General features: G+C 72.3%; 27 protein-coding genes and 1 pseudogene. 12 read left to right on the top strand and 16 right to left on the bottom strand.

Translation table 11 applies throughout. The annotated features are described in order from the left end of the window. Nucleotide 1: 1 nt before the first annotated feature. Both JK364_RS29690 and JK364_RS29685 read right to left on the bottom strand, forming a co-directional pair. Entirely contained in the window at nucleotides 2-1,651 is a 1,650-nt protein-coding gene (locus tag JK364_RS29690) for an ABC transporter substrate-binding protein (protein WP_201854417.1), read from the bottom strand. 40 nt (nucleotides 1,652-1,691) lie between these two features. Then, nucleotides 1,692-2,864 (bottom strand): C45 family autoproteolytic acyltransferase/hydrolase, encoded by a 1,173-nt coding sequence (locus JK364_RS29685; RefSeq protein WP_201854416.1) that lies wholly within the window; start codon nucleotides 2,862-2,864, stop codon nucleotides 1,692-1,694. Between the two features lie 121 nt (nucleotides 2,865-2,985). Between JK364_RS29685 and JK364_RS29680 the strand changes: the two genes are divergently transcribed. Further along, a complete protein-coding gene (locus JK364_RS29680) occupies nucleotides 2,986-3,888 on the top strand; it encodes a MurR/RpiR family transcriptional regulator (RefSeq protein WP_201854414.1) in 903 nt (300 codons plus the stop codon). Nucleotides 3,889-3,906: 18 nt separating this feature from the next. Here the strand turns inward: JK364_RS29680 and JK364_RS29675 are convergent, their stop codons facing one another. The 9 genes from JK364_RS29675 to JK364_RS29635 form a co-directional block, all read right to left on the bottom strand. After that, nucleotides 3,907-4,263 carry a gas vesicle protein K gene (locus JK364_RS29675; protein ID WP_372462011.1) on the bottom strand — a complete coding sequence of 119 codons (357 nt, stop codon included), beginning with the start codon at nucleotides 4,261-4,263 and terminating at the stop codon, nucleotides 3,907-3,909. Continuing rightward, entirely contained in the window at nucleotides 4,260-4,469 is a 210-nt protein-coding gene (locus JK364_RS29670; protein WP_201854411.1) for a gas vesicle protein, read from the bottom strand. Before JK364_RS29670 ends, JK364_RS29675 begins: the two co-directional genes overlap by 4 nt. Before the next feature lie 46 nt (nucleotides 4,470-4,515). Then, on the bottom strand, nucleotides 4,516-5,379 hold the full coding sequence (locus JK364_RS29665) for a GvpL/GvpF family gas vesicle protein (protein ID WP_230992679.1): 864 nt from the start codon (nucleotides 5,377-5,379) through the stop codon (nucleotides 4,516-4,518). Beyond that, complete coding sequence (locus JK364_RS29660) at nucleotides 5,376-5,768, bottom strand: gas vesicle protein (protein ID WP_201854410.1); 393 nt, start codon at nucleotides 5,766-5,768, stop codon at nucleotides 5,376-5,378. Before JK364_RS29660 ends, JK364_RS29665 begins: the two co-directional genes overlap by 4 nt. Then, on the bottom strand, nucleotides 5,765-6,028 hold the full coding sequence (locus JK364_RS29655; protein WP_201854409.1) for a gas vesicle protein GvpG: 264 nt from the start codon (nucleotides 6,026-6,028) through the stop codon (nucleotides 5,765-5,767). Before JK364_RS29655 ends, JK364_RS29660 begins: the two co-directional genes overlap by 4 nt. Nucleotides 6,029-6,041: 13 nt before the next feature. Next, nucleotides 6,042-6,788: a GvpL/GvpF family gas vesicle protein gene (locus tag JK364_RS29650; protein ID WP_201854408.1), complete on the bottom strand. Its 747-nt coding sequence runs from the start codon at nucleotides 6,786-6,788 to the stop codon at nucleotides 6,042-6,044. Nucleotides 6,789-6,790: 2 nt separating this feature from the next. Further along, a complete protein-coding gene (gvpJ, locus tag JK364_RS29645) occupies nucleotides 6,791-7,165 on the bottom strand; it encodes a gas vesicle protein GvpJ (RefSeq protein ID WP_138917512.1) in 375 nt (124 codons plus the stop codon). 206 nt (nucleotides 7,166-7,371) lie between these two features. Beyond that, nucleotides 7,372-7,698: a gas vesicle protein GvpO gene (locus JK364_RS29640; protein ID WP_201854406.1), complete on the bottom strand. Its 327-nt coding sequence runs from the start codon at nucleotides 7,696-7,698 to the stop codon at nucleotides 7,372-7,374. A 41-nt stretch (nucleotides 7,699-7,739) separates the two neighbouring features. Beyond that, nucleotides 7,740-10,247, bottom strand: a complete 2,508-nt coding sequence (locus JK364_RS29635; RefSeq protein WP_201854405.1) for a DUF4118 domain-containing protein — start codon at nucleotides 10,245-10,247, stop codon at nucleotides 7,740-7,742. A 254-nt stretch (nucleotides 10,248-10,501) separates the two neighbouring features. Here JK364_RS29635 and JK364_RS29630 point away from each other — a divergent pair, with 254 nt between their 5' ends. From JK364_RS29630 to kdpC, 7 genes are all read left to right on the top strand, one after another. Then, nucleotides 10,502-11,005, top strand: coding sequence for an SAV_915 family protein (locus JK364_RS29630; protein ID WP_201854403.1), 504 nt, complete (start codon nucleotides 10,502-10,504; stop codon nucleotides 11,003-11,005). A gap of 11 nt (nucleotides 11,006-11,016) precedes the next feature. After that, nucleotides 11,017-12,372 carry a diaminopimelate decarboxylase gene (gene lysA, locus JK364_RS29625; RefSeq protein WP_201854402.1) on the top strand — a complete coding sequence of 452 codons (1,356 nt, stop codon included), beginning with the start codon at nucleotides 11,017-11,019 and terminating at the stop codon, nucleotides 12,370-12,372. A gap of 563 nt (nucleotides 12,373-12,935) precedes the next feature. Further along, nucleotides 12,936-13,079, top strand: coding sequence for a hypothetical protein (locus JK364_RS29620; protein ID WP_201854400.1), 144 nt, complete (start codon nucleotides 12,936-12,938; stop codon nucleotides 13,077-13,079). Next, nucleotides 13,076-13,165, top strand: a complete 90-nt coding sequence (kdpF, locus tag JK364_RS29615; RefSeq protein WP_201854399.1) for a K(+)-transporting ATPase subunit F — start codon at nucleotides 13,076-13,078, stop codon at nucleotides 13,163-13,165. Before JK364_RS29620 ends, kdpF begins: the two co-directional genes overlap by 4 nt. After that, entirely contained in the window at nucleotides 13,165-14,829 is a 1,665-nt protein-coding gene (gene kdpA, locus JK364_RS29610; RefSeq protein WP_201854398.1) for a potassium-transporting ATPase subunit KdpA, read from the top strand. Before kdpF ends, kdpA begins: the two co-directional genes overlap by 1 nt. Continuing rightward, complete coding sequence (gene kdpB / locus JK364_RS29605) at nucleotides 14,829-16,928, top strand: potassium-transporting ATPase subunit KdpB (RefSeq protein ID WP_201854396.1); 2,100 nt, start codon at nucleotides 14,829-14,831, stop codon at nucleotides 16,926-16,928. The genes kdpA and kdpB overlap by 1 nt, the downstream gene beginning before the upstream one ends. Nucleotides 16,929-16,967: 39 nt before the next feature. After that, nucleotides 16,968-17,597, top strand: coding sequence for a potassium-transporting ATPase subunit KdpC (gene kdpC, locus JK364_RS29600; RefSeq protein WP_201854394.1), 630 nt, complete (start codon nucleotides 16,968-16,970; stop codon nucleotides 17,595-17,597). Nucleotides 17,598-17,626: 29 nt separating this feature from the next. Here kdpC and JK364_RS29595 read toward each other — a convergent pair whose 3' ends face one another. Next, complete coding sequence (locus JK364_RS29595; protein WP_201854392.1) at nucleotides 17,627-18,034, bottom strand: tautomerase family protein; 408 nt, start codon at nucleotides 18,032-18,034, stop codon at nucleotides 17,627-17,629. A 116-nt stretch (nucleotides 18,035-18,150) separates the two neighbouring features. On the opposite strand from JK364_RS29595, the gene JK364_RS29590 reads away from it, so the two are divergent. From JK364_RS29590 to JK364_RS29580, 3 genes are all read left to right on the top strand, one after another. Further along, nucleotides 18,151-19,068, top strand: coding sequence for a LysR family transcriptional regulator (locus tag JK364_RS29590; protein WP_201854391.1), 918 nt, complete (start codon nucleotides 18,151-18,153; stop codon nucleotides 19,066-19,068). A 59-nt stretch (nucleotides 19,069-19,127) separates the two neighbouring features. After that, the gene (locus JK364_RS29585; protein WP_201854390.1) at nucleotides 19,128-19,730 is read left to right on the top strand and encodes a TetR/AcrR family transcriptional regulator; all 603 of its coding nucleotides are present in this window, start codon (nucleotides 19,128-19,130) and stop codon (nucleotides 19,728-19,730) included. 145 nt (nucleotides 19,731-19,875) lie between these two features. Then, entirely contained in the window at nucleotides 19,876-20,640 is a 765-nt protein-coding gene (locus JK364_RS29580) for an SDR family NAD(P)-dependent oxidoreductase (protein WP_201854389.1), read from the top strand. Nucleotides 20,641-21,015: 375 nt separating this feature from the next. Here JK364_RS29580 and JK364_RS58145 read toward each other — a convergent pair. Continuing rightward, nucleotides 21,016-21,318, bottom strand: a pseudogene (locus JK364_RS58145) (alcohol dehydrogenase catalytic domain-containing protein); the annotation flags it as partial. A 179-nt stretch (nucleotides 21,319-21,497) separates the two neighbouring features. Then, nucleotides 21,498-22,100 (bottom strand): TetR/AcrR family transcriptional regulator, encoded by a 603-nt coding sequence (locus JK364_RS29575; protein WP_201854388.1) that lies wholly within the window; start codon nucleotides 22,098-22,100, stop codon nucleotides 21,498-21,500. 96 nt (nucleotides 22,101-22,196) lie between these two features. On the opposite strand from JK364_RS29575, the gene JK364_RS29570 reads away from it, so the two are divergent. Beyond that, complete coding sequence (locus JK364_RS29570; RefSeq protein ID WP_201854387.1) at nucleotides 22,197-22,979, top strand: MBL fold metallo-hydrolase; 783 nt, start codon at nucleotides 22,197-22,199, stop codon at nucleotides 22,977-22,979. Between the two features lie 360 nt (nucleotides 22,980-23,339). On the opposite strand, the gene zwf is transcribed toward JK364_RS29570, so the two are convergent. Next, nucleotides 23,340-24,842 (bottom strand): glucose-6-phosphate dehydrogenase, encoded by a 1,503-nt coding sequence (gene zwf / locus JK364_RS29565; protein ID WP_201854386.1) that lies wholly within the window; start codon nucleotides 24,840-24,842, stop codon nucleotides 23,340-23,342. Then, nucleotides 24,839-25,873: a phosphogluconate dehydrogenase (NAD(+)-dependent, decarboxylating) gene (gnd, locus tag JK364_RS29560; RefSeq protein ID WP_230992678.1), complete on the bottom strand. Its 1,035-nt coding sequence runs from the start codon at nucleotides 25,871-25,873 to the stop codon at nucleotides 24,839-24,841. The genes zwf and gnd overlap by 4 nt, the downstream gene beginning before the upstream one ends. Nucleotides 25,874-25,895: the final 22 nt, after the last annotated feature.

Here is a 25,895-nt window from a genome sequence, read left to right as displayed (position 1 = left end):
GTCAGCCCTTCTTCGTGCCGAGGTCGGCGGCCCACGGGTAGTACATCGACACCATGGACGCCGGCGCGCCGGTGTACTTGTCGCCGAGCACCATCACCGACGGCACCTGCACCAGCGGGATCCACACCGCGTCGTCGGCGAACTTGGACTGCGCGTCGATGACCAGCTTCGCGCGCTCGCGGTCGTCGATGGTCTGCTGGGCCTTGCCGACGAGGGCGTCATAGCCCTTGTCCGAGTAGCCGAGCCAGTTGTTGGCGTTGCCGGTGAGGCCGTTGTCGTAGAAGCCCGCCGGGTCGGCCTTGGAGATGTACCAGTCGACCGGAATCAGGTCGAAGCCGTTCCGGGACTTGGGGTCGGAGAAGAACTCGTCGTAACGGCTCGACGCGATCGTCTTGACGGTGACCTTCAGCCCGATCTTCTGGGCCGCGCCGCGCACCGCGTTGGTGATGACCGTCTGGCTCTCGCTGCCGTCGCTGGAGACGACGATCGGCTTCGCGGGCGCCCCGGCCCGCTCGACCAGCTTCTTCGCCCGGTCGATGTCGTCCGCGGAGGGCGAGACCGTGTAGGCGGTGGAGTGCTCGAGCTCCTTCTGCGCCTTCTGGAACGCGGCCTTCTCATAGCCCCAGGCTCCGGGGCCCACCGGGGTCGCCCAGGGTTCGGCGAGGCCGTTGAAGCCGGACTTGGCGATGCCCTCGCGGTCCATGGCCAGCGACAGCGCCTTGCGCAGCCGGGCGTCCTTGAGGGCGCCGCTGCTGGTGGGGCTGAGCGACCAGGCGGTGGTGGACTGCCCGTAGTAGGCGCGCACCCCCTTCTTCTTGGACAGCACGGCGGCGGGGCCGGTGGCGGTCAGATAGGCGCCGTCCGCGGCGCCCGTGGAGATGGAGTTGACCAGGGCGCTGCCGGAGGCCCAGCGGAAGACGACCTCCTTGGTCAGCGGGCGGACGCTCTTGTCCCAGTAGTCCGCGGAGCGCTCGATGGTGAGGGCGGAGCCGGAGTTCCAGCTCTTCAGCCGGTACGGTCCGGTGCAGGCGTCGGGGTGGCCGGGGGTGCCGAAGTCGTCGCCCTGCTTCTCCACCGCCTTGCGCTCCATGATGATCCCGGCGTCACCGGCGAGGGCCTTGGTGAACAGGGCGCTCGGCTTCTTGAAGGTGACGGTGACCTCGTTCGCGCCGGTCTTGGCGATCGTGTCGACGTCCTCGTACTCGTCCGACTCGTTCATCTCCGGCTGGGCGTGCCGCTTGAGGCTCCACACCACGTCGTCGGCGGTCATCCGGGCGCCGTCGTGGAAGGTGACGTCGTCGCGGAGGGTGAGGACGAGCTTCTTGTCGCCGGTGTACTCGGCCTTCTCCGCCAGTCGCGGCGCGGTGGTCATATCGGGCTTGAGCAGGAGCAGCCGCTCGCAGATGTTGGCCATCACGGTGCGGGTGCTGCTGCCGCCCTGGGCGTCCATGTCCAGGGTGGCGGGTTCCTGCTCCACGAGCCAGTTCACGGTGGTGGCCGCGCCGGATGCCTTGGGGGTGGTGTCGGTGAGCTTGAGCTTCGCGGGGTCGACGGACGCGCCGCCGGACCCGGAGGTCGCCCCGGAACACCCTGCGGTGAACAGCAGGGCACCCACAAGGCCGACAGCGGTGGTACAGAGCTTGGTTCTCATGGCAGGCTCTCTGGTCGTTCGAGCGGACGTGAGGGGGGCGTCAGTTGGGGGCGTGCGGACCGTCGTAGAGGTTCCAGGGCAGATGCTGGTACTCGTGGTCGCAGGGGGTTCCGGGGGTCACGTGGTAGTCACCGGTGGTCAGGTCCACGCAGGAGGACAGCAGCGTCGTCCACCACTTGACCTCGGGCTGCCGGGGGTCGGGGTGGGTGCACAGGCCCTCGGGGTGGCCGAGGTGGTCGGACATGGCCTGGCGGATCAGCTTGCGGGACTCGTCCGGCGCGCCGGCCTCGCGCAGCAGGCGCAGCCCGGCTTCGGCCCGGGGCACCCGGATCAGGGAGTCGGAGGACTCGGGGCGGTAGCGGGCCGCGAGCTGGACGGGGACGGTGGTCTGGTAGTGGTTGCCGTGGACGAGCAGCCCCCGCGTGGGATACATCCAGCCGTGTGCGCCCGGAGTGGTCTCCAGGTCGAGGGCGAAGCCCTCGCGGCAGGTCAGCAGGGCGTTGCTGGCGATGTGGCCGCGGGTGCGGCACAGCACGTCGACCGCGTCGCTGATCGACACGCTGTCCAGGACCCGGCGGCGGATCACGGTCTGGGGCAGCCCCACGGCGTCGTCGAACCGGCCGCCGAGTCCGTTGGCGTTGAGGGCGATGCCCGCGGAGTTGGCGCCCTGGCGGCCGATCTGCCCGGCCTCCACCTGCATGATCACGGTGGGGTGCGGGGGCTGGACGATCCGGAGCATCAGGACGGTGTCCGTGACGCCCGCCCGCCAGTCCCAGTTCTGGCCGCAGTAGACGTGGCCGTCGCCGCTCGCCTCGCCCAGTACGGCGAAGGATGTGCAGCCGTCGGTCACCTCCCGGTCGTCCGTGACGTCCGCGACGGCGTCCGCGCGGGCCCGCATCCGGGCGAAGGTCTGGTCGTAGATGATCTCGCCGCGGGCGTTGAGCGCGAGCACGTCCAGGAGTCCTACGCCCGCCCCCTCGGCGATCCCGCCCATCTCCTCGACGAGCTCGGGGGCGTAGGCGCGGACCGGCGCCAGCCAGCGCTCGGCGCGCGCGGTGACCTGGTCCCAGGTGAGCCCCGAGGATTCGCCGAACGCCTGCTCGTAGTAGGCGAGCGCCCTGCCGATCGCGTCGCGCGCCGCCTCGCCGTACTGGCGGCCGCGCTCGGCCGGCGGGCCGGAGATCTCGACGGTGGGGATGGTGGCGGCTGTCATGGCACTCCTGTGTTCCGAGGCCCGGGCCCACGAGGGGCTGTAATGTGTGTTTCAGAAATTAGCGTTCTTGGAACGATGAGCCCAGATAGTAATGTCCACCACAGGGAAGTCAATAGCTGTAATGAGCGAACCGAAGAGCGTTACCGGGACGACACGGCTGGCCGCCGCGGTCCGGGACATGTGGGGTGAGCTGTCCGCTTCCGAGCGGGTGGTGGCCCAGTATCTGGTCAGCGCCCCGCCGGAGAATCTGCTCTTCGCGAGCGCACAGGAGCTGGGCGCGGCCAGTGGCACCAGCAACGCCACCGTCGTCCGCGCCCTGCAGCGCCTCGGCTACGCCGGCCTGCCCGCGCTCAAGAGGGAGCTGGCCTCCGGCTTCACCTCCGCGACCGCCCCCGAGGAGCGGCTCAAGCAGCGCATCGCCCGCGTCGGCCATGACCTGGACGAGATCAAGGACCGGGTCTTCGACGAGGCGGCGGAGCGTCTCGAACAGTGCCGCCGGCTACTGGAGACGGATGTGCTGAAGCAAGCGGTGCAAACGCTGGCGGACGCGCGTGAGGTGGTCGCCTACGGTGTCGGCGCCTCGGAGCTGGCCGCCCGGCATCTGGTGCTGAAGCTCCGCCGGGCCGGTCGCCGGGCACGCTTCGTCGGCGCCACCGGCTTCACCATGGCCGACGAACTGCTGAGCCTGGGCCGCGGGGACGCGGTGGTGATCCTCCAACCCGGCCGACGGCTGCGGGAGTTCACCGTGCTCACGGACCGGGCGCGGGCGGTCGGCGCGAGCGTCGTGCTGGTCACCGACGTTCCCACGGGGCCGCTGGCCACCCACGCCGATGTGGTGATCAGCGCCCCGCACACGCCCACCGGCATCACCGCGGAATCCCTGGCGGGGGTCGTCGTCATGGACACCCTCGTACTGGCCCTCGCCTCCCTGGACGAGCCCCGGGCGGTCGAGGCGTCCCACCAACTCACCGTGCTGAGGGGGCAGTTGATCGACCGGTCCGAGCCGCGGCCGCGTAAGGGCTGAGTGGGTGCGCGGGGCTTCTCATCGAGAGGGCGGGCCCGCCGGGGAGCCCGCTGAGGAGCCCGCCGGGGAGAGCAGGGTGCCGAGCGGGCCGAGGTCGAGGTTGAGGTCCTCCATCCGCAGGTCGTGACGGGCGCACATCTCCTCCATGCGCTGCTGGAGGATCATCAGCGTCATGCCGACGCGCTCCTCCTGCGCCTCCGTCAGATCGCCCTTGTCGACGCGGTGGAGCGCCTGGCGCTCCATCAGCTGACGCAACAGCTCGACCACGGTCAGCACCAGCTTGGCCAGATCGCGCTCGACCGTGTCCGCGTCGGTGCGCAGCCGCTGGGTGGCGGCGCCGGAGGGGGCTGACATACGCGGGTTTCCTCTCGTCAGGGCAGCAGCGGAGCGGGGTGTTCGGCGTCGACCGGAGCGATGACCGCGCGCAGGTCGATCCGTACGAGATCGACGTCCGCGATGGACAGGACGAGGTCACCGGCGAGCACGACCCCGCCCTGGAGCAGCCGGTCCAGCAGGTCGATCAGGGCGACCTCCCGGCCCGCGAGCGCCCGTGCGTCCTCCTCGTCCAGCGCGCTGCTCATACGGCCTCGTCCAGCGCGCCGCTCCGGGCTCCGTCCAGCGCGCCGCTCATACGGGCTCCGGCCGGGCGGCCGGGTCGGGCGGAAGGGCGAAGGAGTACGGCGCCCAGGGACCGGTCACCTCGACGCGCACCCCGGGCTGCCCCTCGGCGGCGGCCAGCACCCGGGAGCGGAACTCCTCGGCGCGGTCGGCCGGCACCAGATACGCGTCATTGGCGATGTTCTCGCCACCGGGCTTCCCGCCACCCGCCGCCCCGCCGCCGGGCACCTGAGCGAGTTCGCCGCGCTGCGGCCGGTGGGCGACCCTGCCCACCGCCAGGCCCCCGGCCTCCTCGGCGATGCGGGCGGCCGTCCGCGCCGCCGTCTGCCAGAGTTCCTCGGCGCCGCGCCGGCGCCGGCGGCGGGCGGCGAGATAGGCCCGGCCCGGACTGAGGGCCGCCTCCCCACCCGTGGCCTCGGCGGGCACCGCCGTGTCCCCCGCCGGGGAGTCCGTCGGATCGGTGTAGACCTTGACGCCCCATTCGACATGCCCGGCGAGCCGTTCCAGCAGCGGCAGGAACTGGTCGCGGCGCTCCTGGAGAACCCGCCGCACCCGGTCCTCGTCCCGGTAGACGGTGGCCAGCCGCAGCGGCAGTACGGCGCCCAGCGGGGCCAGCCCCGCCACCACCCCGTGGTGACCGCGGGCCAGCGCCTCCAGCCGGGGCAGCTCCTCCAGGCCCGCCTTCAGCGCGCCCTCCTCGAACTCCGCGGCCGGGACCGGGCCGACGGCCGCGGCCAGGTCTCCGGTCTCCACGAGTCCCACCTGCTCGTGCGCCACCCCGCGCAGTACGGCGACCGCCCGTGCGGCCTCCGGGGTGGGGCGCAGCACCGCGTAGGCGTACACCATGTGCTGTCGCCGTGTTCTCTCGGTCAACCGTCCACGCTCCTGTCCTCGGCCCGTGCCCGCAGCGCCGCGATCTCGGCGCGCAGCCGGGCGTTCTCCTCGGTGAGGGACCGCTCCGCGTCGTCGTCCGGTACGGCCCGGGGGCGGGCGCGGGAGGACAGCGACGGATCGTGCTCCCACCAGTCGATGCCCATCTCCTTCGCCTTGTCGACGGAGGCCACGAGCAGCCGGAGCTTGATGGTGAGCAGCTCGATGTCCAGCAGGTTGATGCGGATGTCGCCCGCGATCACCACGCCCTTGTCCAGCACCCGCTCCAGGATGTCGGCGAGCGACGCGGCGCTCTCGGCGCCCTGGCCGTACGGGGCGGCGGGCAGGCGTGGCGGGCCCAGCCTGCCCGCCACCGGTTCTGTCGTCGTCACGGGGCTCGTCTCCGCTCGTCCGGCCGTTCCCGGCGTTCCAGCTGTGCCAGCCGGTCGAGCAACTCGTCCTCGCGGCGGTCGTACGCGTCCTCGTCGATCCGCCCGGCCAGCAGGTCCTGTTCCAGTTCGGCGAGGGCGCGCCGGACCGGCGCCGGGTCGTAGTGTTCGCGCTCGGCGGCCGCGGTGATCTGCTCGGCGGCCCAGACGGTGGCGCGCACCGGCGCCAGCGGAAAGGTGAGCAGCCCAGTCAGCAGTCCCATGGCACTCCCGCCCTCAGGCCACGAAGCTGTACGGCGGCAAGGGGCCGCGCAGCCGGAAGTCGTAGCCCTCTCCATAGCCCCGCGCGAGCTGCCGCGCGGCCCGGGAGAACTCCTCGGCGCGCCCCCGCTCCACCAGGAACGAGGCGTTGAGGAAGTCCTCCTCGGCCGGGGGCGCCACCACCTTGCCGCGGGCCAGCTCCGACAGCCGCCCGACGACCTGGTCGGCCAACAGCCGCTGCCGCGCGTCCAGTTGATGTGCGACCAGCTCGCCGAGGGCCACCCGGTCCGCGTAGCTGCCACCGCCGTCGCGGGTGCGTTCGTTGAGGCGCCGGGCGTCGTCGGACTCGGTGAGCACCTCCCGCAGCAGATCGTCCTGCGAACGGGCCGCCTTCAGATTGAACTCCGCCGTGGCGTGCAACTCCTCGAGCCTGCGGACGTATTCGGCGCGCTTGCCGTCCAGCGCCGCCGTCACCGCGGCGTCGTCGGGCGCCAGCATGCCGAACCGCATCGGCAGCACCGCGCCGTCCGCCATCAGCCGCTCCTGGACCTCCTGGTGGGCGGCGAGGTCACGGCGCTTGGGGCGCAGGTCCGCCGGCGCCGGGCTCACCACGCAGGCCAACGGCCCGCCGGTGACCGCGCGCAGGGCGCCGGACACGCCGCCCACGGCCCGCAGTCCCGCCAGCCGCAGCGGATGATCGGACCCGGTGATCGCGTAGATGTAGAGGGAGACGGGGGGCGTGGACGGGGACGGGGTCGGCATGGTCACCTGTCCTCGTCGTCGCGGTCACGGTCGAAGACATCGCCGATGGCCCCAAGGGCCCCGCTGATCGCCCCCTCGGTCTTGCCCCGGGCGCCGCCCTCGACGATGTTGCCGACGATGTCGCTCAGCTTGTCCGGGGCCTTGCGGCCCGATTCCAGGTCGAGGCGGTTGCACGCCTCGGCGAAGCGCAGATACGTGTCCACGCTGGCGATCACGATCCGGATGTCGATCTTCAAGATCTCGATGCCGACGAGGGAGACCCGGATGAACACGTCGATGACGAGGCCACGGTCCAGGATGAGTTCGAGGATGTCGAAGAGGCTTCCGGTCCCTGAACCGGTCGATGCGGTGGCAGGCAGCCCGCCGGTCTGCGTCATCACGGTCACGTGTGCTTCCTCTCGGTCGCGCTCGGTCGCCTGTCCGCGTCTGATACGGGTGCGGTGGCGGTGGCGTTCACCGATGTCGGCGCGTGTGACACGGGGCGCGCGGGCAGGGAACGGCCCCGCGCCGCGGACATCACCGGCGCGGGGCCGTGGGAGGAAACCCGGCAAACGAACGGCCGTGCCTGGTCCGGCGCCGACGTCTAACGTCCGCGGTCGAGCTGGCCGCGGGCGTAACGGTGATGCCGCTCATAGCCGAGGAGTTGGCCCTGTGAGTCGAGGGTCACACGGTAGGTGGCCATGATGGTCATGGTCTCCGGCACCCGCTCCAGCTCCACCACCTCCACATCGGCCACCCATCCGTCCGGCGTCGGCTGCATCGCGGAAACCGCCTCCGGCGCGGTGCCCAGCAACTCCCCCAACTGCCGGGCGGCGCCGCGCATGGCCTGCGCCACGGGGACGCGGCGCGGCCGCGCGTCGGAGGTTTCGGGGGTGTCCGTGCGCGGTGTGTCCGGATCAATGCTCGTCATGGTCCTACCGTGCCAAGTCCTCCGGGCGCGTGGTGCGCGGATCACCAAAGCGGCGGCCCGGAGTTGCCGCGTCCCCGCCCGGCCCGTGACGACGCCACGCGGTGCGCGGCGGTGGGCAGGGTGAGCGTCACGGAGAAGGCGCCGCCGGTCCTGGTGTGCTCCAGGGTGCCGCCCATCGCCTCGCCGAGGTCGCGGGACAGCCGCAGGGGCAGAGTGTCGGTCCGGGCGGGGGCGCGGGCCGCCCCGGGGGCGGTGCCGTCCGTGATGCGGATCCTCAGCCGGCCCCGCCGGGCCTCGGCCGTGAGGGTGGGTGGCGCGTCGGGCGGGCTGTGGCGCAGGGCGTCGGCCGCGAGCGCGGTGAGGACGCGGGTGAGGAGCGCGGCGTCGGCGAGGACGTACGGCGGTTGCTCCGGAAGCCGCAGGACGAGGGTGTGGCCGCCGGTCCCGAGGTCGTCCAGCGCGGCCGTCAGCGCCTCGTCCAGGTCGACCGGGCGGAGGTAGAGGTCCAGCGCCCCGGCGTGCAACCGGCCGAGGTCGTCCAGGTCGGTGAGGAGCTGGGTGGCGCGCCGCACCGCCGACCGGGCGGTGGCCACCCGCCGGATCTCCCCGGCCGAGGTGGGGTGCAGCGGTACGAGCGCCTCCTCGGCCGCGCGCAGCGGCGCCCGCAGATCGTGGCTCGCGGTCAGGAGCAGTGAGGCGCGGGTGCGCTCGGCGGCGGCGAGGGTGTCGGTCTCGGCGGCGTGCCGGGTGAGCCGGCCCTGGGTGTGCGCGATGCCGATCTGCGTGCCGCAGGCGACGAAGACGCGCTGGTCGCCCCCGCTGAGGGCGTGGCCGCGGGCGGCCAGTGTGAGGTCGTCGGCGATGGGGGCCGCCACCTCGCCCTCGCAGGGCCGCTCGGGCGGTCGCTCACCGGTGCTGGCGACGACGTACCAGCGGGGCTCGGCGGCCTGGCCCGGTGCGCGCTGGAGCAGGCTGAGCGAGGTCAGGGAGAAGTACTCCCGCACCTGCTCCAGCAGGGCGGGCAGATCTTGGCCGCGCGCCATGGCGGCCGCGAGCCGGCTCAGGGCCCGCGCCTCGGACGTGGCGCGCAGCGCCTGTCCGGTACGGCGGGCGGCCGCGCCCGCGGCGGCCCCGACCAGCCATGCGGCGGTCAGGAAGACGACCAGCGCCACGATGTCGACCGGGCGGGTGACCTTCAGGGAGTGCAGCGGCGGGGTGAAGTAGTAGTCGGCGAGCAGCCCCGCCACGACCGCCGTGGCCAGCGCGGGGTACACACCGCCGACGAGGGCGGCCAGGACGACGGCGAGCAGATAGCTCATCAGGGCGCCGGGCAGACCGACCCGGTCGCGCACCGCGATCAGCACCAGCGTGAGGAGGGGCAGCAGCACCGCGGCTCCGGCCGTCGCGGACCACCGCCGCGCCGGTCCGGTGCCCCGCTGTGGCCGCGGCAGCCGGGGCGAGGCGGCCCCGGCGGCCTGCTCGTGGGTGACGATGTGGACGTCGATGGGGCCGGATCCGTGGATCGTCCGCTGTCCCACACCGGCCCGCAGCAGCGGCGAGAACCGCCCGCGGCGGCTGGCGCCCAACACGATCTGGGTGACGTTCTCGGCCTCGGCGAACCGCAGCAGCGCCTCGGGGACGTCCTCGCCCGTGGTCTGGTGGTAGCTGCCGCCCAGCGACTCCACCAGGGCCCGCTGCCCGGCCAGCGCGCCCGGGGTCGGCTGGGCGAGCCCGTCGCCGGGGACCACATGCAGGGCCAGCAGTTCGCTGCCCGGTGTCCGGGCGGTGATCCGGGCCGCGCGGCGGATCAGCGTCTCGCCCTCGGGGCCGCCGGTCAGGCCGACCATGATGCGCTCCCGGGTCTCCCAGGGGGCCGTGATGCCGTGCTCGGCGCGGTAGCGCTGCAGCCCCTCCTCGACCCGGTCGGCGAGCCACAGCAGGGCGAGTTCGCGCAGCGCGGTGAGGTTGCCCAGCCGGAAGTAGTGGGTCAGGGCGCCCTCGACGCGATCCGGTGGGTAGACGTCGCCGTGCACCAGACGGCGGCGCAGCGTCTCCGGCAACAGGTCGACCAGCTCGATCTGGTCGGCGCGGCGCGCCACCTCATCGGGCAGCGTCTCGTGCTGGACGACGCCGGTGATCTGCCGTACGACGTCGTTCAGCGACTCCAGGTGCTGGATGTTGAGGGTGGTGACCACATCGGTCCCGGCGCCGAGGAGTTCCTCGACGTCCTGCCAGCGCTTGGTGTTGCGGGATCCGGGGACGTTGGTGTGGGCCAGCTCGTCGACCAGGGCCACCTGGGGGTGGCGGGCCAGCACCGCGTCCAGGTCCATCTCGGTGAAGGCCGCTCCCCGGTGGACCAGGGTGCGCCGGGGGACGGTCTCCAGCCCCTCGGCCAGGGCCGCGGTCAGCCGCCGCCCATGGGGTTCGACCAGGCCGATCACCACGTCGGCGCCCTGCGCGCGCAGCCGCTGGCCCTCCTGCAGCATGGCGTAGGTCTTCCCGACCCCGGGCGCCGCCCCGAGATGGATCCGCAACCGTCCGCGTGCCATCGACGGCCTCCTGTGCACCCTGCCGCGGCCACAGCCCTCGTCCTTCCATGGTGCGCCCGGGGCGTCCTTCCATGGTGCGCCCCGGCCATAGTGCGCCCGGGGCGTCGCGCCAGCGTCGCGTCAAGACTGCCCGTCCTCGCGTCAGCGTCCCGTCAGGGACGGGGACCCACCGCGGGGCGCGGGAATTAGCGTCCTGTTCCGGCCCCGGTCCGCTGTCGGGTCCGGGGCCATCCCCTCGCCCCTGGAGGCACGTCATGAACGACCGTCTGTACGGAGACGACCCCGAGCCCGACGAACCCGTCCCGGCCGGACGCGTCCTGTACGTCCCCGTCCGGCCGGGACCCGCCGGCTCCGCCCTGCGCGTCTTCCGTACGCCCCACGGCGGCCGCACCGCCGTCGGCTTCTCCACCCGGCGGCGGCTGACCGCGGTGCTCGGCGCCCGGCAGCCGTGGATCCGGCTCGGCGAACCGGCGCTGCGCGCCCTCGCCGAGCCGCTCGGCGCCACCTCGCTCACCGTGGATCCACGCCTCGCGGTCCGCGACATCGCACCACAGGCGCCGGAGCGCCGCCGAGACACCGCGCTCGCGGTCGCACGACCGGCCCCGAAGCGCCACCAGGACACCACGCTCGCGGTCGCACCACCGGCGCCACCGCGCCGCCACGACACCACGCCCGCATGGGGCCCGCAGGCCGTCGGCGCCTTGCGGGTGGCGGGGGCCGCGGCCCTCGTCGGGGTCCTCAGCGCATGGCTCGGCTGAGGGAGGACGCCATGGTCACGCCACTGGTCCCGGGCACCGCACACCCCGCACCCCGCACCCCGCCCCGCGACGCCGCGCTGTCCGTCTGGCCCGCCTCGGCCGTCCCGCTCGCCGACGGCGACCTGGCCGTCGGCGGAGTGCCGCTCACCGAGCTCGCGGACCGCTTCGGCACCCCGGTGTACCTCCTCGACGAGGCCGAGGTGCGGGCCCGCTGCCGCGCCTACCGCGAGGCGTTCCCGGGGGCCGCCGTCCTCTACGCCGCCAAGGCGTTCCTGTGCCGCGCGATGGCGCACTGGGCGGAGGAGGAGGGCCTGGGCCTGGACGTGTGCTCGGCCGGGGAGCTGGAGCTCGCGGTCACCACCGGTTTCCCGCCCGAGCACATCGTGCTGCACGGCAACGCCAAGAGCCCGTACGACCTCCAGGCCGCCCTGCGCCTCGGGGTCGGGCGCATCGTCATCGACAGCCCCTCGGAGATCGCCCGGCTGGCCGTCGCCGTGCCCGAGGGCAGCCGCCAGAAGGTCATGGTCCGGGTCGCGCCGGGCATCGCCGCGGGCGGCCACGCCAAGGTCCGTACCGGCACCGACGACCAGAAGTTCGGCCTGTCGCTCACCGACGGCTCGGCACACCACGCCATCGCCCGGATCCTCGACCAGCCACGCCTGGAACTGGCGGGCCCGCACTGCCACCTGGGCTCCCAGATCACCTCCGCCAAGCCCTATCTGGCGGCGGTACGGCGCATGGTCGGGCTGCTGGCCAGGGTCCGGGACCAGCACGGGGTCACCCTCCCCGAGCTGGATCTGGGCGGTGGGCACGGCATCGCCTACCGCCCCGGCGAGCCCGCCCTCGACATCGCCGCGCTCGGGCCCCGGCTGCGCGCCGAACTGGCCGACAGCTGCGCGGCGGCCGGACTGCCCGTACCACGGCTGATCATCGAACCGGGCCGCGCCGTCGTCGGACCGGCCGGGGTCGCGCTGTACCGGGTCCTGGCCGTCAAGCGCACCGGACACCGCACCTTCGTGGCCGTGGACGGCGGGATGAGCGACAACCCCCGCCCGGCGCTGTACGGAGTGCGCTACGCGCCCCGGCTCGTGGGCCGCGCCGGCGCGGCGCCGCTCGCCCCCGCCACCGTGGCCGGACGCCACTGCGAGGCCGGGGACGTCCTGGCGGGCGAGACGGAGCTGCCGGGCGACATCCGCCCCGGGGATCTGCTCGCGGTGCCGGTGGCGGGCGCGTACCACCTGTCCATGGCGTCCGGCTACAACCTGGTCGGCCGCCCGCCGGTGGTCGCCGTGGCCGACGGCAGGGCGCGGCTGCTGATCCGGCGTGAGTCGCTGGACGACATCCGTCGCCGGGACGTCGGTCTGTAGCGACGGGAGGGGCACGGGGCCCGAGGCCCCGGGGAGGGGCGGCGCGATCGCCGCCCCTCCCCGAGGTGTCCGGTGGTCCGGCCCAGGAGGGCCGGTGCGCGGCGGAGAGAGCGGGGAGGGCGGAAGGCGGTGTTCCCACAGGGACCGACGCGCACTCAGGTACGGTGCCGGGCACCGTGAACGCGCCGGGTCGCGGATTTCAGCGGCGACGGTGCTGGTCATCGCGCTGATACCCCACTCACCACTGAGTGGCCGTTCCGCGGCCCTCTCCGCCGCGAGATCCCAACCTCGCACGGCGCGGAGGGGCGATCCATGGGTCTTGTCGCCGCTCTTACGCCCCACGCTCGGGCATTGACGCGGCGCTGACGGACCCGCGCGGCCGACGTCAGGAGAGCGTCAGGACCCGGGCGTCGACCTGCCCGAGGACCTGCCCGAGGTGGACTCCGCCCCCGGTCCCCGGGGCGCCCCTGGGCACCGCCCGTTCACTCCATCGGCCTGATTTGCGCGCGGACACCGCCGACGTCTCGGGCGGGGCGCCGGGGTCGCGCTAACAAGGGTCGTCGGTGGCCGAGGTGGTGAACGGTCACGGCCCTTACGACCCGAGCCGCCGGGGTGGTGTCCGTATGTCAGATGTGGTGTTCATCGTCCTGACCGTCGCCGTGTTCGCCGTCATCGGCGCCGTCGCGAGAGGCGCCGAGCGGCTGTGAGCGCCGACAACCTCGTCGGGCTGATCGTGGCCGCCGCCCTGCTCGGCTATCTGGTGCTGGCCCTGATCTTCCCGGAGAAGTTCTAGTGAGCGGCACCCTCGCGGGCTGGCTCCAGATCGTGGCGCTGGTGGCGGCACTGGCCCTGACCTACCGGCCGCTGGGCGACGCGATCGCCCACGTCCTCACCACGCCCCGGCATCTGCGCGCCGAGCGGCTGGTCTACCGGCTGGCGGGGGTGGACGGGGACGCCGATCAGCGGTGGAGCGCCTATCTGCGCGGGGTGCTCGCGTTCTCCGCGGTGTCGGTGCTCTTCCTGTACGGATTCCTGCGGCTGCAGAGCTGCCTGCCGCTGTCGCTCGGCAGACCGCCGATGCCCGCGGACCAGTCCTTCAACACGGCCGCCTCCTTCGTCACCAACACCAACTGGCAGTCGTACTCCGGCGAGTCGACCCTGGGCCATCTGGTGCAGATGGCCGGGCTCGCGGTGCAGAACTTCGTCTCGGCGGCGGTGGGCATCGCCGTCGTCGCGGCCCTGATCCGCGGCTTCACCCGCACCGGGACCGACCGGGTCGGCAACTTCTGGGTGGATCTGACGCGGATCGTGCTGCGGGTCCTCCTCCCGCTCGCGTTCGTCTTCGCGATCGTGCTGGTGGCGGGCGGTGTGATCCAGAACTTCCACGGGGTGGAGACGGTCCCGACCATCGCCGGGGGCCACCAGAGCGTCATCGGAGGCCCGGTGGCCTCCCAGGAGGTCATCAAGGAGCTGGGCACCAACGGCGGCGGCTTCTACAACGCCAACTCCAGCCATCCCTTCGAGAACCCCAACGCCTTCACCAACTGGCTGGAGATCTATCTGCTGCTGGCGATCGCCTTCGCGCTGCCGCGCACCTTCGGCCGGATGGCCGGCGACCACCGGCAGGGGTACGCGATCGTGGCGGTCATGGCGCTGATCTGGGCCGCCTCGGTCGCCATCGTCACCGTCAACGAACTGCACGGCGTCAGCAGCCGGGCGGGCCACGCGGCGGGCGGCATGGCGGAGGGCAAGGAGCAGCGGCTCGGCGTCTGGGCCTCGGCCCTCTTCGCCGCCGCCACCACCCTCACCTCCACCGGCGCGATCGACTCCGCCCATGACTCGTACTCGCCGTTCGGCGGCGGGATGACGATCTTCAACATGATGCTGGGCGAAATCGCGCCCGGCGGCACCGGTTCCGGCCTCTACGGCATGCTCGTCCTCGCGGTCATCGCGGTCTTCGTGGCCGGGTTGATGGTCGGGCGCACCCCCGAGTACCTGGGCAAGAAGCTGCGCGGGCGGGAGATGAAGTTCGCCTCCCTGTACATCCTGACCACCCCGGCGGTGGTGCTGGCCGGCGCGGGTCTCGCGATGGCGCGGCCGGGGGAACGCGCCGGGATGCTCAATCCCGGGCCGCACGGCTTCTCCGAGGTGCTGTACGCCTTCACCTCGGCGGGCAACAACAACGGCTCCGCCTTCGCCGGGCTCTCCGTCGACACCGCCTGGTACAACACCGTGCTCGGCCTGGCCATGCTCTTCGGGCGGTTCCTGCCGATGGTGTTCGTCCTGGCGCTGGCCGGGTCGCTCGCCGGGCAGGCCCCGGTGCCGGTCACGGCCGGGACCCTGCCCACCCACCGGCCGCAGTTCGTCGGTCTGCTCACCGCCGTGGTCCTCATCGTCGTCGGCCTCACCTACTTCCCCGCTCTCTCGCTGGGACCGCTCGCGGAAGGGCTCCAGTGATGTCCGCACCGTCCCGTCCCGGCACCGCTCCCGGCACCGCACCGTCCCGTACCGTCTCCGGCGGTCTGCTCGACCCCCGGCAGCTGATCGCCTCCCTCCCCGACGCCGCCAGGAAGCTGGATCCGCGGGGCATGGTCAGAAACCCGGTGATGTTCGTGGTGGAGGTCGGCGCGCTCCTCACCACCGCGTTCGCCTGCCGCGGCCCCAGTGTCTTCGCCTGGGTCATCACCGTCTGGCTCTGGCTGACCGTGCTCTTCGCCACCCTCTCGGAGGCCGTCGCCGAGGGGCGGGGCAAGGCCCAGGCGGAGACGCTGCGGCGGACGAAGACGGCCACGGTCGCCCGCCGGCTCGTGGACTGGCGGCCTCGGGCGGCGGAGGTGGCGGAGGAGGAGGTGCCCGCCGCCGAACTGCGGCTGGGCGACCGGGTGGTGGTCGAGGCGGGGCAGGTCATCCCGGGGGACGGGGATGTGGTCGAGGGCGTGGCCTCGGTCGACGAGTCGGCGATCACCGGCGAGTCGGCGCCGGTCATCCGCGAGTCCGGCGGCGACCGCTCGGCGGTCACCGGCGGTACGAAGGTGCTGTCGGACCGGATCGTCGTGAAGATCACCTCCAGGCCGGGGGAAACGTTCATCGACCGGATGATCGCGCTGGTGGAGGGCGCGGCACGGCAGAAGACGCCGAACGAGATCGCGCTGAACATCCTGCTCGCCTCGCTCACCGTCATCTTCCTGCTCGCCGTGGTCACCCTTCAGCCGTTCGCGATCTACGCTCGGGCCGAGCAGTCCATCGTGGTCCTCGTCGCACTGGTGGTCGCGCTCATCCCCACCACCATCGGCGCGCTGCTGTCCGCGATCGGCATCGCCGGTATGGACCGCCTCGTCCAGCGCAATGTCCTCGCCCTGTCCGGCCGCGCCGTCGAGGCCGCCGGGGACGTCAACACCCTGCTGCTGGACAAGACCGGCACCATCACCTTCGGCAACCGCCAGGCCGCCGAGTTCCTGCCCGTGGGCGGCACCGCGGTCGAAGAGCTCGCGGACGCCGCCCAGTTGTCGTCGCTCGCCGATGAGACGCCGGAGGGCCGTTCGGTGGTGGTCCTGGCGAAGGAGACGTACGGGCTGCGGGCGCGGGACGAGGGCGAGCTGGGCGGGGCCCGGTTCGTGCCCTTCACCGCCCGGACCCGGATGAGCGGGGTGGACATCGGCGGCCGTCAGGTGCGCAAGGGCGCCGCCTCGGCCGTCGCCGAGTGGGTGGCCGGACACGGGGGACGGTCCGGTGCCGATGTCCAGGCGGTCGTGGACCGGATCTCCCAGGAGGGCGGCACCCCGCTGGTGGTCGCCGAACACACCGGCGCGGCCGCCCGGGTGCTCGGGGTCATCCACCTCAAGGACGTGGTCAAGCACGGCATGCGGGAGCGGTTCGAGGAGCTGCGGCGGATGGGCATCCGCACGATCATGATCACCGGCGACAATCCGCTGACCGCGCGGGCCATCGCGGACGAGGCCGGGGTGGACGACTTCCTGGCGGAGGCCGCGCCCGAGGACAAGATGGCGCTCATCCGGCGCGAGCAGGCGGGCGGCAAGCTGGTGGCGATGACCGGCGACGGCACCAACGACGCCCCCGCGCTGGCCCAGGCGGACGTCGGCGTCGCCATGAACACCGGCACCTCGGCCGCCAAGGAGGCCGGGAACATGGTGGACCTGGACTCCAACCCCACCAAGCTGATCGAGATCGTGGAGATCGGCAAACAGCTGCTCATCACGCGTGGCGCGCTGACCACGTTCTCCATCGCCAACGACGTGGCGAAGTACTTCGCCATCATCCCCGCGATGTTCGCCGTGGTCCATCCGGGCCTGGAGAAGCTCAATGTCATGCGGCTGCACAGCCCGACCTCGGCCATCGCCTCCGCGATCATCTTCAACGCGCTCATCATCGTCGCGCTGATCCCGCTCGCCCTGCGCGGTGTCCGCTACCGGCCCTCCTCGGCGGCGGACCTGCTCGGCCGCAACATCCGGGTCTACGGCCTCGGCGGGCTCGTACTGCCCTTCCTCGGCATCAAACTCATCGATCTGGTCGTCCAGTTCGTCCCCGGACTGCGCTGACCGACGACCCGCCAGGACGGTCTGGCAGAAGGCGCCACCATGACCAAGCCGCTTCCCCCCGTGGTCCGCAACCACCTGACCGCCCTGCGGATCCTGGTCGTGTTCACCCTCGTCACCGGCGTCCTCTATCCTCTGGCCGTCACCGGCGTGGCCCAGGGCGCCTTCCCGTACCAGGCCAACGGCTCACGGATCACCCGGCACGGTACGGTTATGGGCTCCACCCTCCTCGGCCAGAACTTCGCCCTGCCCGGGGAACGCCCCGGGGGCTCCGGCCGGGCGCCCCGACCCGATCCCGCGTGGTTCCAGCCCCGCCCGTCCGCCGGCGGATACGACCCGCTGGCCTCCGGCGCCTCCAACCTCGGCCCCAACAACCCGGTCCTGGTGCGGACGGTCGAGGCGCGGCGTGCCGCGGTCGCGCGGTTCGACGGTGTCGCCCCCGGGGACGTCCCCGCGGACGCGGTCACCGCCTCCGGCTCCGGCCTGGATCCGCACATCTCCGCGGCGTACGCCTACCAGCAGGTGAACCGGGTGGCCACGGCGCGCGGTCTGCGGCCGGCAATCGTGCGCGCGCTGGTCACCGCCCATGTCCAGGACCGTGTCCTCGGCTTCCTGGGCGAGCGGCGGGTGAACGTCGTCCAGCTCAACGCGGCGCTGGCCGACCACGGATGAGGCGCGCCCCGAACGATGTCCATCGATGGTCAATCGATGTCCATGCGCTCGTCGTAGCCCGTCCGGGGGTTGACGGTCCGCCCGGCCGCCCACCAGTTCTCGCTGTTCGTCTCGACCGCGCACAGGAGGATGTCCTCCTCGGGGACGTCCGCGTACAGCCGGAGATTCCCGCGGATGGCCGCGAACAGCTCCGCCTTCTGCTCGGGGTCGCGGTCGTTGAAGAAGAGCTGGATGAACATCGTGCGGTCGCCGCGGCGGATGCCGAAGAACACCGGCTGCGTCTGCACGTTCTCGGGCTTGAGCTCGTGGATGAGGTGGAACTGATCGTCCTGCGGCACCTTCAGGACGTCCACCATGGACCGGTGGATGCCCAGCGAGACATTCCGGCGGTACTCCGGGGTGGTGCCCTCGCGCAGGTAGATGTTGACCAGAGGCATGGTGTGTCGTTTCCGTTCCGCTGTGGTGTGTGTTCACCACGCTAGGAACGCCCACGACATTCCGCCAACGAATGTCTCGCATGGCCGGTATGCTGCGTGCGCATGGACGTGCGCTCATGGACATGACCCTGGTCGGGCTGCGGGTACTGCGCGAGGTGGCGGAGCGGGGCACGATCACCGCCGCGGCGGAGGCGCTCGGGTACACCCAGTCGGCCGTCTCCCGGCAGGTGGCCGCGCTGGAGCAGGCGGCCGGTGCCCGGCTCTTCGACCGCCACCCCGGCGGTGTGCGGCTGACCGCCGAGGGGCGTGCCCTGCTGCGGCACGCCGTGGTCGCACTGGACGCGCTCGACGCGGCCGACCGGGAGTTGCGCGGGGACGAGGCGGAGGACGTCCCGGTCCGGCTCGGCTTCTTCCCCACCGCCGGAGCGGTGATCGTGTCCCGTGCCCTGGCCACCCTGCGCCGGGAGCACCCCCGGATCCGGGTGAGCACACGGGAGGGCACCACCCCGTCGCTGGTGCGGGCGTTGCGCACCGGCACCCTCGATATCGCCCTGCTGACCTCCAGGCCACCTCACCGCTCCCCCGACACCGACGCCCCGCCGCTGCGCGTGGAGCCGCTGTTCGAGACCCGGCTGGCCGTGGCGGTGGCGGCGAGCGGCAGGTTCGCCGGACGCGACAGCGTCACGGCCGAGGAGATCGCGGGCGAGCCGTGGATCGCCGGCCCGGCCGCCGCGGAGGAGCCACTGCTCGGCGTCTGGCCGGGGCTGCCGGGACGGCCCCGGGTGCGCCACACCGTCCGCGACTGGCTGACGAAGCTGCACCTGGTGGCGGCCGGGGCGGGTATCACCACGGCCCCGCCGGCGCTGCTTCCCGCCGTCCCGCCCGGGGTGCGTATCGTCGCCGTCGAGGGCGTGGCGGAGGAGTGGCGACGCGTCAGCCTCGTGCACGCGCCGGGCCCCGCCGCGGCGTCGGCGAACGCGGTGGCGCATGCCCTGCGGCAGGAAGCCACCGAGCCGGCCGACGACCCCGGCTGACGGCCTCGGCCGATACCCCCGGCTAGACTGGACCAGTCAGTCCAGTCCAGAGGGGCGCCATGCACAAGGAGCTGACGGCGAAGGGGAAGGCCACCCGGAACCGGATCATCGAGGGCGCGGCCGCGGTGCTGCGCGAGAAGGACGTGTCGGTGGCCACGCTCGACGACGTCATGGCGCGCACCCGCACCAGCAAGAGCCAGTTGTTCCACTACTTCCCCGAGGGGAAGGACGAGCTGCTGCTGGCGGTCGCGCACCACGAGGCCGACCAGGTCATCGAGGACCAGCAGCCGTATCTGGGCTGCCTGGACTCCTGGGAGGCGTGGCAGCGGTGGCGCGATCAGGTGGTCAAGCGCTACGCGGAGCAGGGCGAGGAGTGCCCGCTGGGCTCGCTGGTCCTCCATCTGGGCCGCTCCACCCCGGGCGCCCGGGATGTCGTGGTGACGTTGATGCGGCAGTGGCAGGAGAGCCTGGCCACCGGCATCCGGGCCCTGCAGACGGCCGGGCAGCTGCCCGCCGAGCTGGATGTCGAGCACCGCGCGGCCGCCCTGCTGGCGGGCATCCAGGGCGGTGTGCTGATTCTCCAGTCGACCGGCCGAGCCGACCATCTGCGGGCCGCGCTCGATCAGGGAATCGGGGATCTGCGGCGCGCCGCGGCGGCCTGAGCGGCCACGGATGAGCGCACCGCGGCGGCCCGAGCGACCCCGGATACTGGACTTGCAAGTCCATTTTTTTCTTCGCACAGTGGCATGGCCCCGGCGGAATCGCGGGGCATCCATGGTGCGGTGAACGAGCGTGCGGGAGTGCGTGATGAGTGGACGGCTGCAGGACAAGAGGGCTCTGGTGACCGGTGCCACCAGCAACATCGGGCGGGCGATCGCGGAACGGTTCGCCGCCGAGGGCGCACATGTGGTGGTGTCCGGCCGCAGCGCCGAGCGGGGTACGGAGGTGGTCGACGCCATCCGCGCGAGGGGCGGCCGGGCCGACTTCGTACAGGCGGATCTGGACGGAACCGCGGAGGCCTCCCGCGCCCTGGCCGAGGAGGCGGGCTCCGTTCTGGGTGGAGGCATCGACGTCCTGGTCAACAACGCCGGGATCTACCCCGGTGACAGCACCGCGGACACCGACGAGAAGTCCTTCGACCAGGTCTACGCGGTGAATGTGAAGGCGCCGTTCTTCCTGACCGCCGCGGTCGCTCCGGCGATGGCCGAGGCCGGTGGCGGGGCGATCGTCAACCTGGGGTCGTGGATCGCCCGGCTGGGCATTCCGATGGGCGCGCTCTACAGCTCCAGCAAGGGCGCGATGGAGACCCTGACGCGGGCCTGGGCCGCCGAGTTCGGCCCGCGCGGTGTGCGGGTGAACGCGATCTCTCCGGGAGTGGTCCACACGCCCGTACCCGGCGCGGCGCACCCGGGCGAGGCCATGATGAACGGCACCCCGGCCGGGGGCGTCGGCAGTCCGGAGGCCATCGCGCACGCGGCGGTCTATCTCGCGGGCGACGAGGCCGCGTTCGTCCACGGCATCGTGCTGGACGTCGACGGCGGTCGCACGACGGCGGCCGTCATCGCGGCGTAGCGGACCACGTGTTCCGGCCGGTGGGCACGGGAGCCGCGCCAGCGGTGTGCGGCACCCCCGGAGGCCGGCCGGGCGAGTGTGTCCGCCACCGCGACGCCCGGAGAGGTCAGGGCCCTCCAACTCGGTTCGCCCCACGCCGAGTTGTTCCAGCAGGGCGAATCGCTCACGGTTGCGGGAGGTGCCGATGACGTGTGCTCCGGCGTTCACCGCGAGGTTGCTGGCGGCCTGGCCGAAGGCCGAGGTGGCGCCCCGGATGACCAGGGTTTCACCGGGGGCGATCTCCAGATTGCGGAACAGGCAGGTCCAGGCGGTCGCGTAGGTTTCCGGGACGACGGCCAGCTCGGCCCACGGCAGATCGGATGCGATGGTGGCGACGTTCGACGCGGGCGCCCGGGTGTACTCGGCGTAGCTGCCGTTGATGGTGCGTCCGAGGCCGCCCATCAGCGCGGCGACCTTCGTACCGACGGGGAACTCACCGCCGGGGCACGCCTTCACCAGGCCGACGCACTCGATACCGCTGACCTTCGCGGCCTCGGCCCACTCGCCCCTGCGCATATGCATCTCGGCGTGGTTGAGGCCGAACGCCTTGATGTCGATGACGACGTGTCCGGCCTTGGGCTCGGGCTCCGGCAGCTCCGTATGGACGAGGCCTTCCGGTCCGCCGAACTTCTCGATCACGATGGCACGCACAATGTCGCTCCGGATGTCGGCGAGCCCCCTCCGGGCGTCCGGCGAGCCCCTCCGGATGTCAGCGAAACCCCTTCTCACCGTAGCCCCGCGGTCGGCCGCTCGCGATCGGACGGGCCCGGCGCGATGGCGGCCGTACTCTCGCGTGGCGTGCCCGGCCCCGCGTGCGGTCAGGACTGGTCCAGGGCCCGTTCGATCGCGCGGCGGGCCCGGTCCGCGGCCGCCCGGTCGTGCTGGAGCTGCATGGCCGCGTTCAGGGCCAGTCCGGCGGCGAGGATCTCGAACAGCGCCTGGTCGATGTCGAACCCGGCGGGCAGCTCACCGCCCTCCACCGCCGCGGCCAGGTCCGCCCGCAGTTGTTCCCGCCAGCGCGACCACACCTCGGCCACCGCGTCGCGAACCCGGCCGGGGCGGCCGTCGTACTCGCTGAGCGCCGCGGTCATCAGGCAGCCGCCGGGCAGCAGTGGCGCCTCCAGGTAGCCCACGGAGTTGGCGCACACCACGCGCAGCCGCCGCAGGCCCGGCGGCTCGGCCAGCGCGGGCTCGACCACCCGGTGCCAGAAGTCCACGAACGCCTTGTCCAGCGTGGAGATCTGCAGCGTCTCCTTGGTGCCGAAGTGCTTGTGCACCCCGGACTTGCTCATCTCCAGCTCCTCGGCGAGCCGGCCGATGGTGATGCCGTCCAGCCCTTCCTCGGAGGCGATCTCAGCGGCACGGCCGAGGATCCGGCCCCTGGTGGCCCGCGCTTCGGCCGCTGAGCGTCGTGGTGACATGCGACAAGCATAGCGTACGTGCGTTCGCTATTGATTTAACGAACGACCGTACGCTAAATTCCATGGCGACCGACCACCGAAACGAAGGAGTGCGAGATGCGGGTGCGACGACTGGGCTGGGCCGGACTGGAGATCGAGGCGGCCGGCAAGAGGCTGGTGATCGACTACGTACAGGACCTCACACCGCTGTTCACGGGATGGAAGCCCGGCGAGGGACTGGCGACGCCGAGCGGGAAGGCCACCGCCGCACTGGTCACCCACCTGCACCGGGACCACACCGACGCGTCCGCGCTCGCGAACGCGCTGACACCCCGGGCGCCGGTGCTGCGACCGGCGCCCGGTCACGGCGACGACGTGGACAACGTGATAACCCTGCCGGCCGAGCGCGAGCTGACCCTGCACCGGCTGGCCACCGAGGTCGTGGATACCTGGTCCAGCCACGAAATCGGACCGTTCCACGTCACCGCGGTCCCCTCCGTCGACGGGCTGGGCGACCCACAGCTGAACTGGGTGGTGCAGGCCGAGGGGCAGCGGGTCTTCCACGGCGGCGACACGATGTTCCACGGCGCCTGGTGGCTCATCGCGCGCCGGTTCAGCCCGTTCGACGCGGCGTTCCTGCCCGCCAACGGCGCGGTGGTCGACGCACCCCACCTGCAGCCGCCCAGCCCGCTGCCCGCCGCGATGGACCCCAGGCAGGCCGCCGCGGCCGCGGAGATCCTCGACGCCCGGTACGCGGTACCGATGCACTACGACACGGAGCAGCCGGACAAGATCGCGGGCTACGTCGAGGTCTCCGACCCGGAGAACGAGTTCCGCACACACGCCGGACGGCGCGCACAGATACTGGCCGTCGGGGAATGGCTGGACCTGGCCACCTGACCGGAGACTCCGCCGTGCCAACGGGCTCTTCGGCACCCGGCTGACCCACCCGGGACAGTGGCCGCTCGCAATTCCGTACCGCTGTCAGGCCCGGCCTATAAGGTCCCGTGCCATGATCTCGGACAACCGACTGGGCGAACTCCGCGAGCTGCTGGCGACGGGCAAGCCGGTCAGGATACGCAAGGCCATCGGGAAACTCATCCTGATCCGGGAGCCCGCTGCTCGGCCTGCCGTCCCTGGCGACCGCCGCGTTGCCCCACGGCATGGCGTGGGAGGCGTACTACGGGCGGCCCGTTCCCGTGCACACGGCCCTCACCGAGCGGGGGGTGGCCGTCTCCGGCATCTGACCGCGAGACTCGGTCATGTGCCGGCCCCGGGTGTCCCGGACGTTCCGGGCGTTCCGAACGTCCCGGGCAGGATCTCGGCGGCGTCCGGCAGATGCCACGGGTAGGGCACGATCAGTTCGCTGACGGCCGGTTCGGGGCCCCAGGAGCCGGGGGCGTAGGGCTGGACCGGCGGGGGGTTTTCGAGGAGGGGGGTCGACGCGGCCCAGATGTGTTCGATGCCGCCTGCCCGGGTGAACAGCGACTGGTCGCCCAGCATGGCGTCCAGGATGAGGCGTTCGTACCCCTCGAGCCCGTTCTCCTCGCAGAACGACCCGGCGTAGCCGAAGGCCATCGTGGCCGGTTCGAGCCGCATGGCGGGGCCGGGCTCCTTGGTGAGGAAGCGGGCGGCGATCCACCCGGGGTCCCCGAAGTCGATCACGATCTTGTTGCCCCGGTTCCGCTCCTGGTCGACGAGGTCGGTGGGATCGGTGGGGAACATCCGCAGGGGCGGCTCGCGCAGTCCGAGGGTGATCACCTGGCGGCCCTGTGCGAGGTTCTTGCCGGAGCGCAGATGGAACGGGACCCCGGCCCACCGCCAGTTGTCCACCTCCACCCGCAGCGCGGCGAACGTCTCGGTCGTCGAATCGGAGGCCACACCGGGTTCGTCGCGGTAGCCCTCGTACTGGCCGCGCACGACATCCCCGGGCTGGATGGGGCGCAGCGCCTCGAAGACCTTGTCCTTCTCGTCGCGCAACGGCTCGGCGGCGAGCGAGACCGGTGGTTCCATCGCCACGATGCCGAGCACCTGGATCAGATGGGTGACGATCATGTCCCGGAAGGCTCCGGTGCCCTCGTAGAAGTGGGCACGGCCCTCCAGGCCGAGCGTCTCGGGCACATCGATCTGCACATATCTGATGTGGTCCCGGTTCCAGTTGGGCTCGAACATGCCGTTGGCGAACCGGAGGGCGAGGATGTTGTCCACCGACTCCTTGCCGAGGAAGTGATCGATGCGGAAGACGCGGGATTCGTCGAAGACGGTGTTGATCGTCTCGTTGAGCGCCCGCGCCGACGCCAGATCGGTGCCGAAGGGCTTCTCCACGATCACCTTCGCGTTCTCCGCCGCCAGGCCCGTGTCGCCGAGCATGCCGATGGTGGACGCGAACGCCGAGGGCGGAATGGCCAGGTGGAACAGTCTGCGGGACGGCCCGCCGAGGGAGTCCTCCGCCGCCCGTACGGCCGCGAGCAGCGCCCCGGGGTCCTGGGGGTCGGCCGCGCCGAAGGACAGCGACTCCTGGAAGGACTTCCACCCCGGCCCGGTCGGCTTGGACCGTCCGAAGGTGGCGACCGCGTCATGGGCGAGGGTGCGGAACGCGTCGTCGCTCATGGCGGACCGGGTCGGGGCCGAGCCCACGATGCGGTAGCCGTCGGGGAGGAGTCCCGCGGCGGCGAGGTGGAACAGCCCGGGGAGGAGCTTGCGCTTGGCGAGGTCGCCGGTGGCGCCGAAGAGCACGATCACATGGTCGTCCGGTGCCGTCATCGCCCGCTCCGCTTCTCGGCGTGTCCGCCGAACTCGCTGCGCATGGCGGACAGCACCCGGTCGGCGAACTCGCCGAGGCCCCGGGACTGGAAGCGGTCGGTGAGCGCCGTGCTGATCACGGCGGCGGGTACGCCTTCGTCGATCGCGGCCCGGACCGTCCAGCGCCCTTCGCCGGAGTCCGAGACGCGCCCGGTGAACTCGTCCAGCTGCGGTGACCGGGCCAGTGCGTCGGCGGTGAGGTCGACGAGCCAGGAGCCCACGACCGAGCCGCGGCGCCACACCTCGGCCACCTCGCCGACGTCTATCTCGTACTGGTACGCCTCCGGCTCGCGCAGCGGGGTGGTCTCCGCGTCGGCGGCGCGCTTGCGCAGTCCGGCGTCCGCGTGGTCGATGATGCTGAGCCCCTCGGCGATCGCGGCCATCATGCCGTACTCGACCCCGTTGTGGACCATCTTCACGAAGTGGCCGGCTCCGCTGGGCCCGCAGTGGAGATAGCCCTCGGGCGCGGTTCCGTCGCCGTGTCTGCTCGGTGTCGGCTCGGCGGAGCCGGTGCCGGGCGCGATGGTGCGGAAGATGGGGTCGAGCCGGGCGACGGGCCCGTCCTCACCGCCGATCATCAGGCAGTAGCCGCGCTCGAGTCCCCAGACCCCGCCGGAGGTTCCGCAGTCCAGGTAGTGGAGGTGGTGCGGGGCGAGCTGTGCCGCGCGGGTGATGTCGTCGCGGTAGTAGGAGTTACCACCGTCGATGATGGCGTCGTCCGGGTCGAGGAGCTCGGTGAGCTGGTCGAGGGTGGGCTGTACGACGGCGGCGGGCAGCATCAGCCACACGGCCCGTGGCCGCTCCAGCTTCGCCACCAGGTCGCCGAGCGAACGGGCGGCGACCGCGCCCTCGCCCGCCATTTCCTGTACGGCGCTTTCGCTGACGTCGTAGACCACACAGCGGTGGCCGTCGCGCATCAGCCGGCGCACGAGGTTCGCGCCCATCCGGCCGAGCCCGATCATGCCGAGCTGCATGGGGGTGTCGGTAGCCATGTGCTCTCCTGTCGCGTCATCG

The sequence above is a fragment of the Streptomyces endocoffeicus genome, assembly GCF_016741935.1.
In the GTDB taxonomy this organism is placed as follows: domain Bacteria; phylum Actinomycetota; class Actinomycetes; order Streptomycetales; family Streptomycetaceae; genus Streptomyces; species Streptomyces endocoffeicus.
This window is presented reverse-complemented; position numbering and strand designations above follow the sequence as displayed.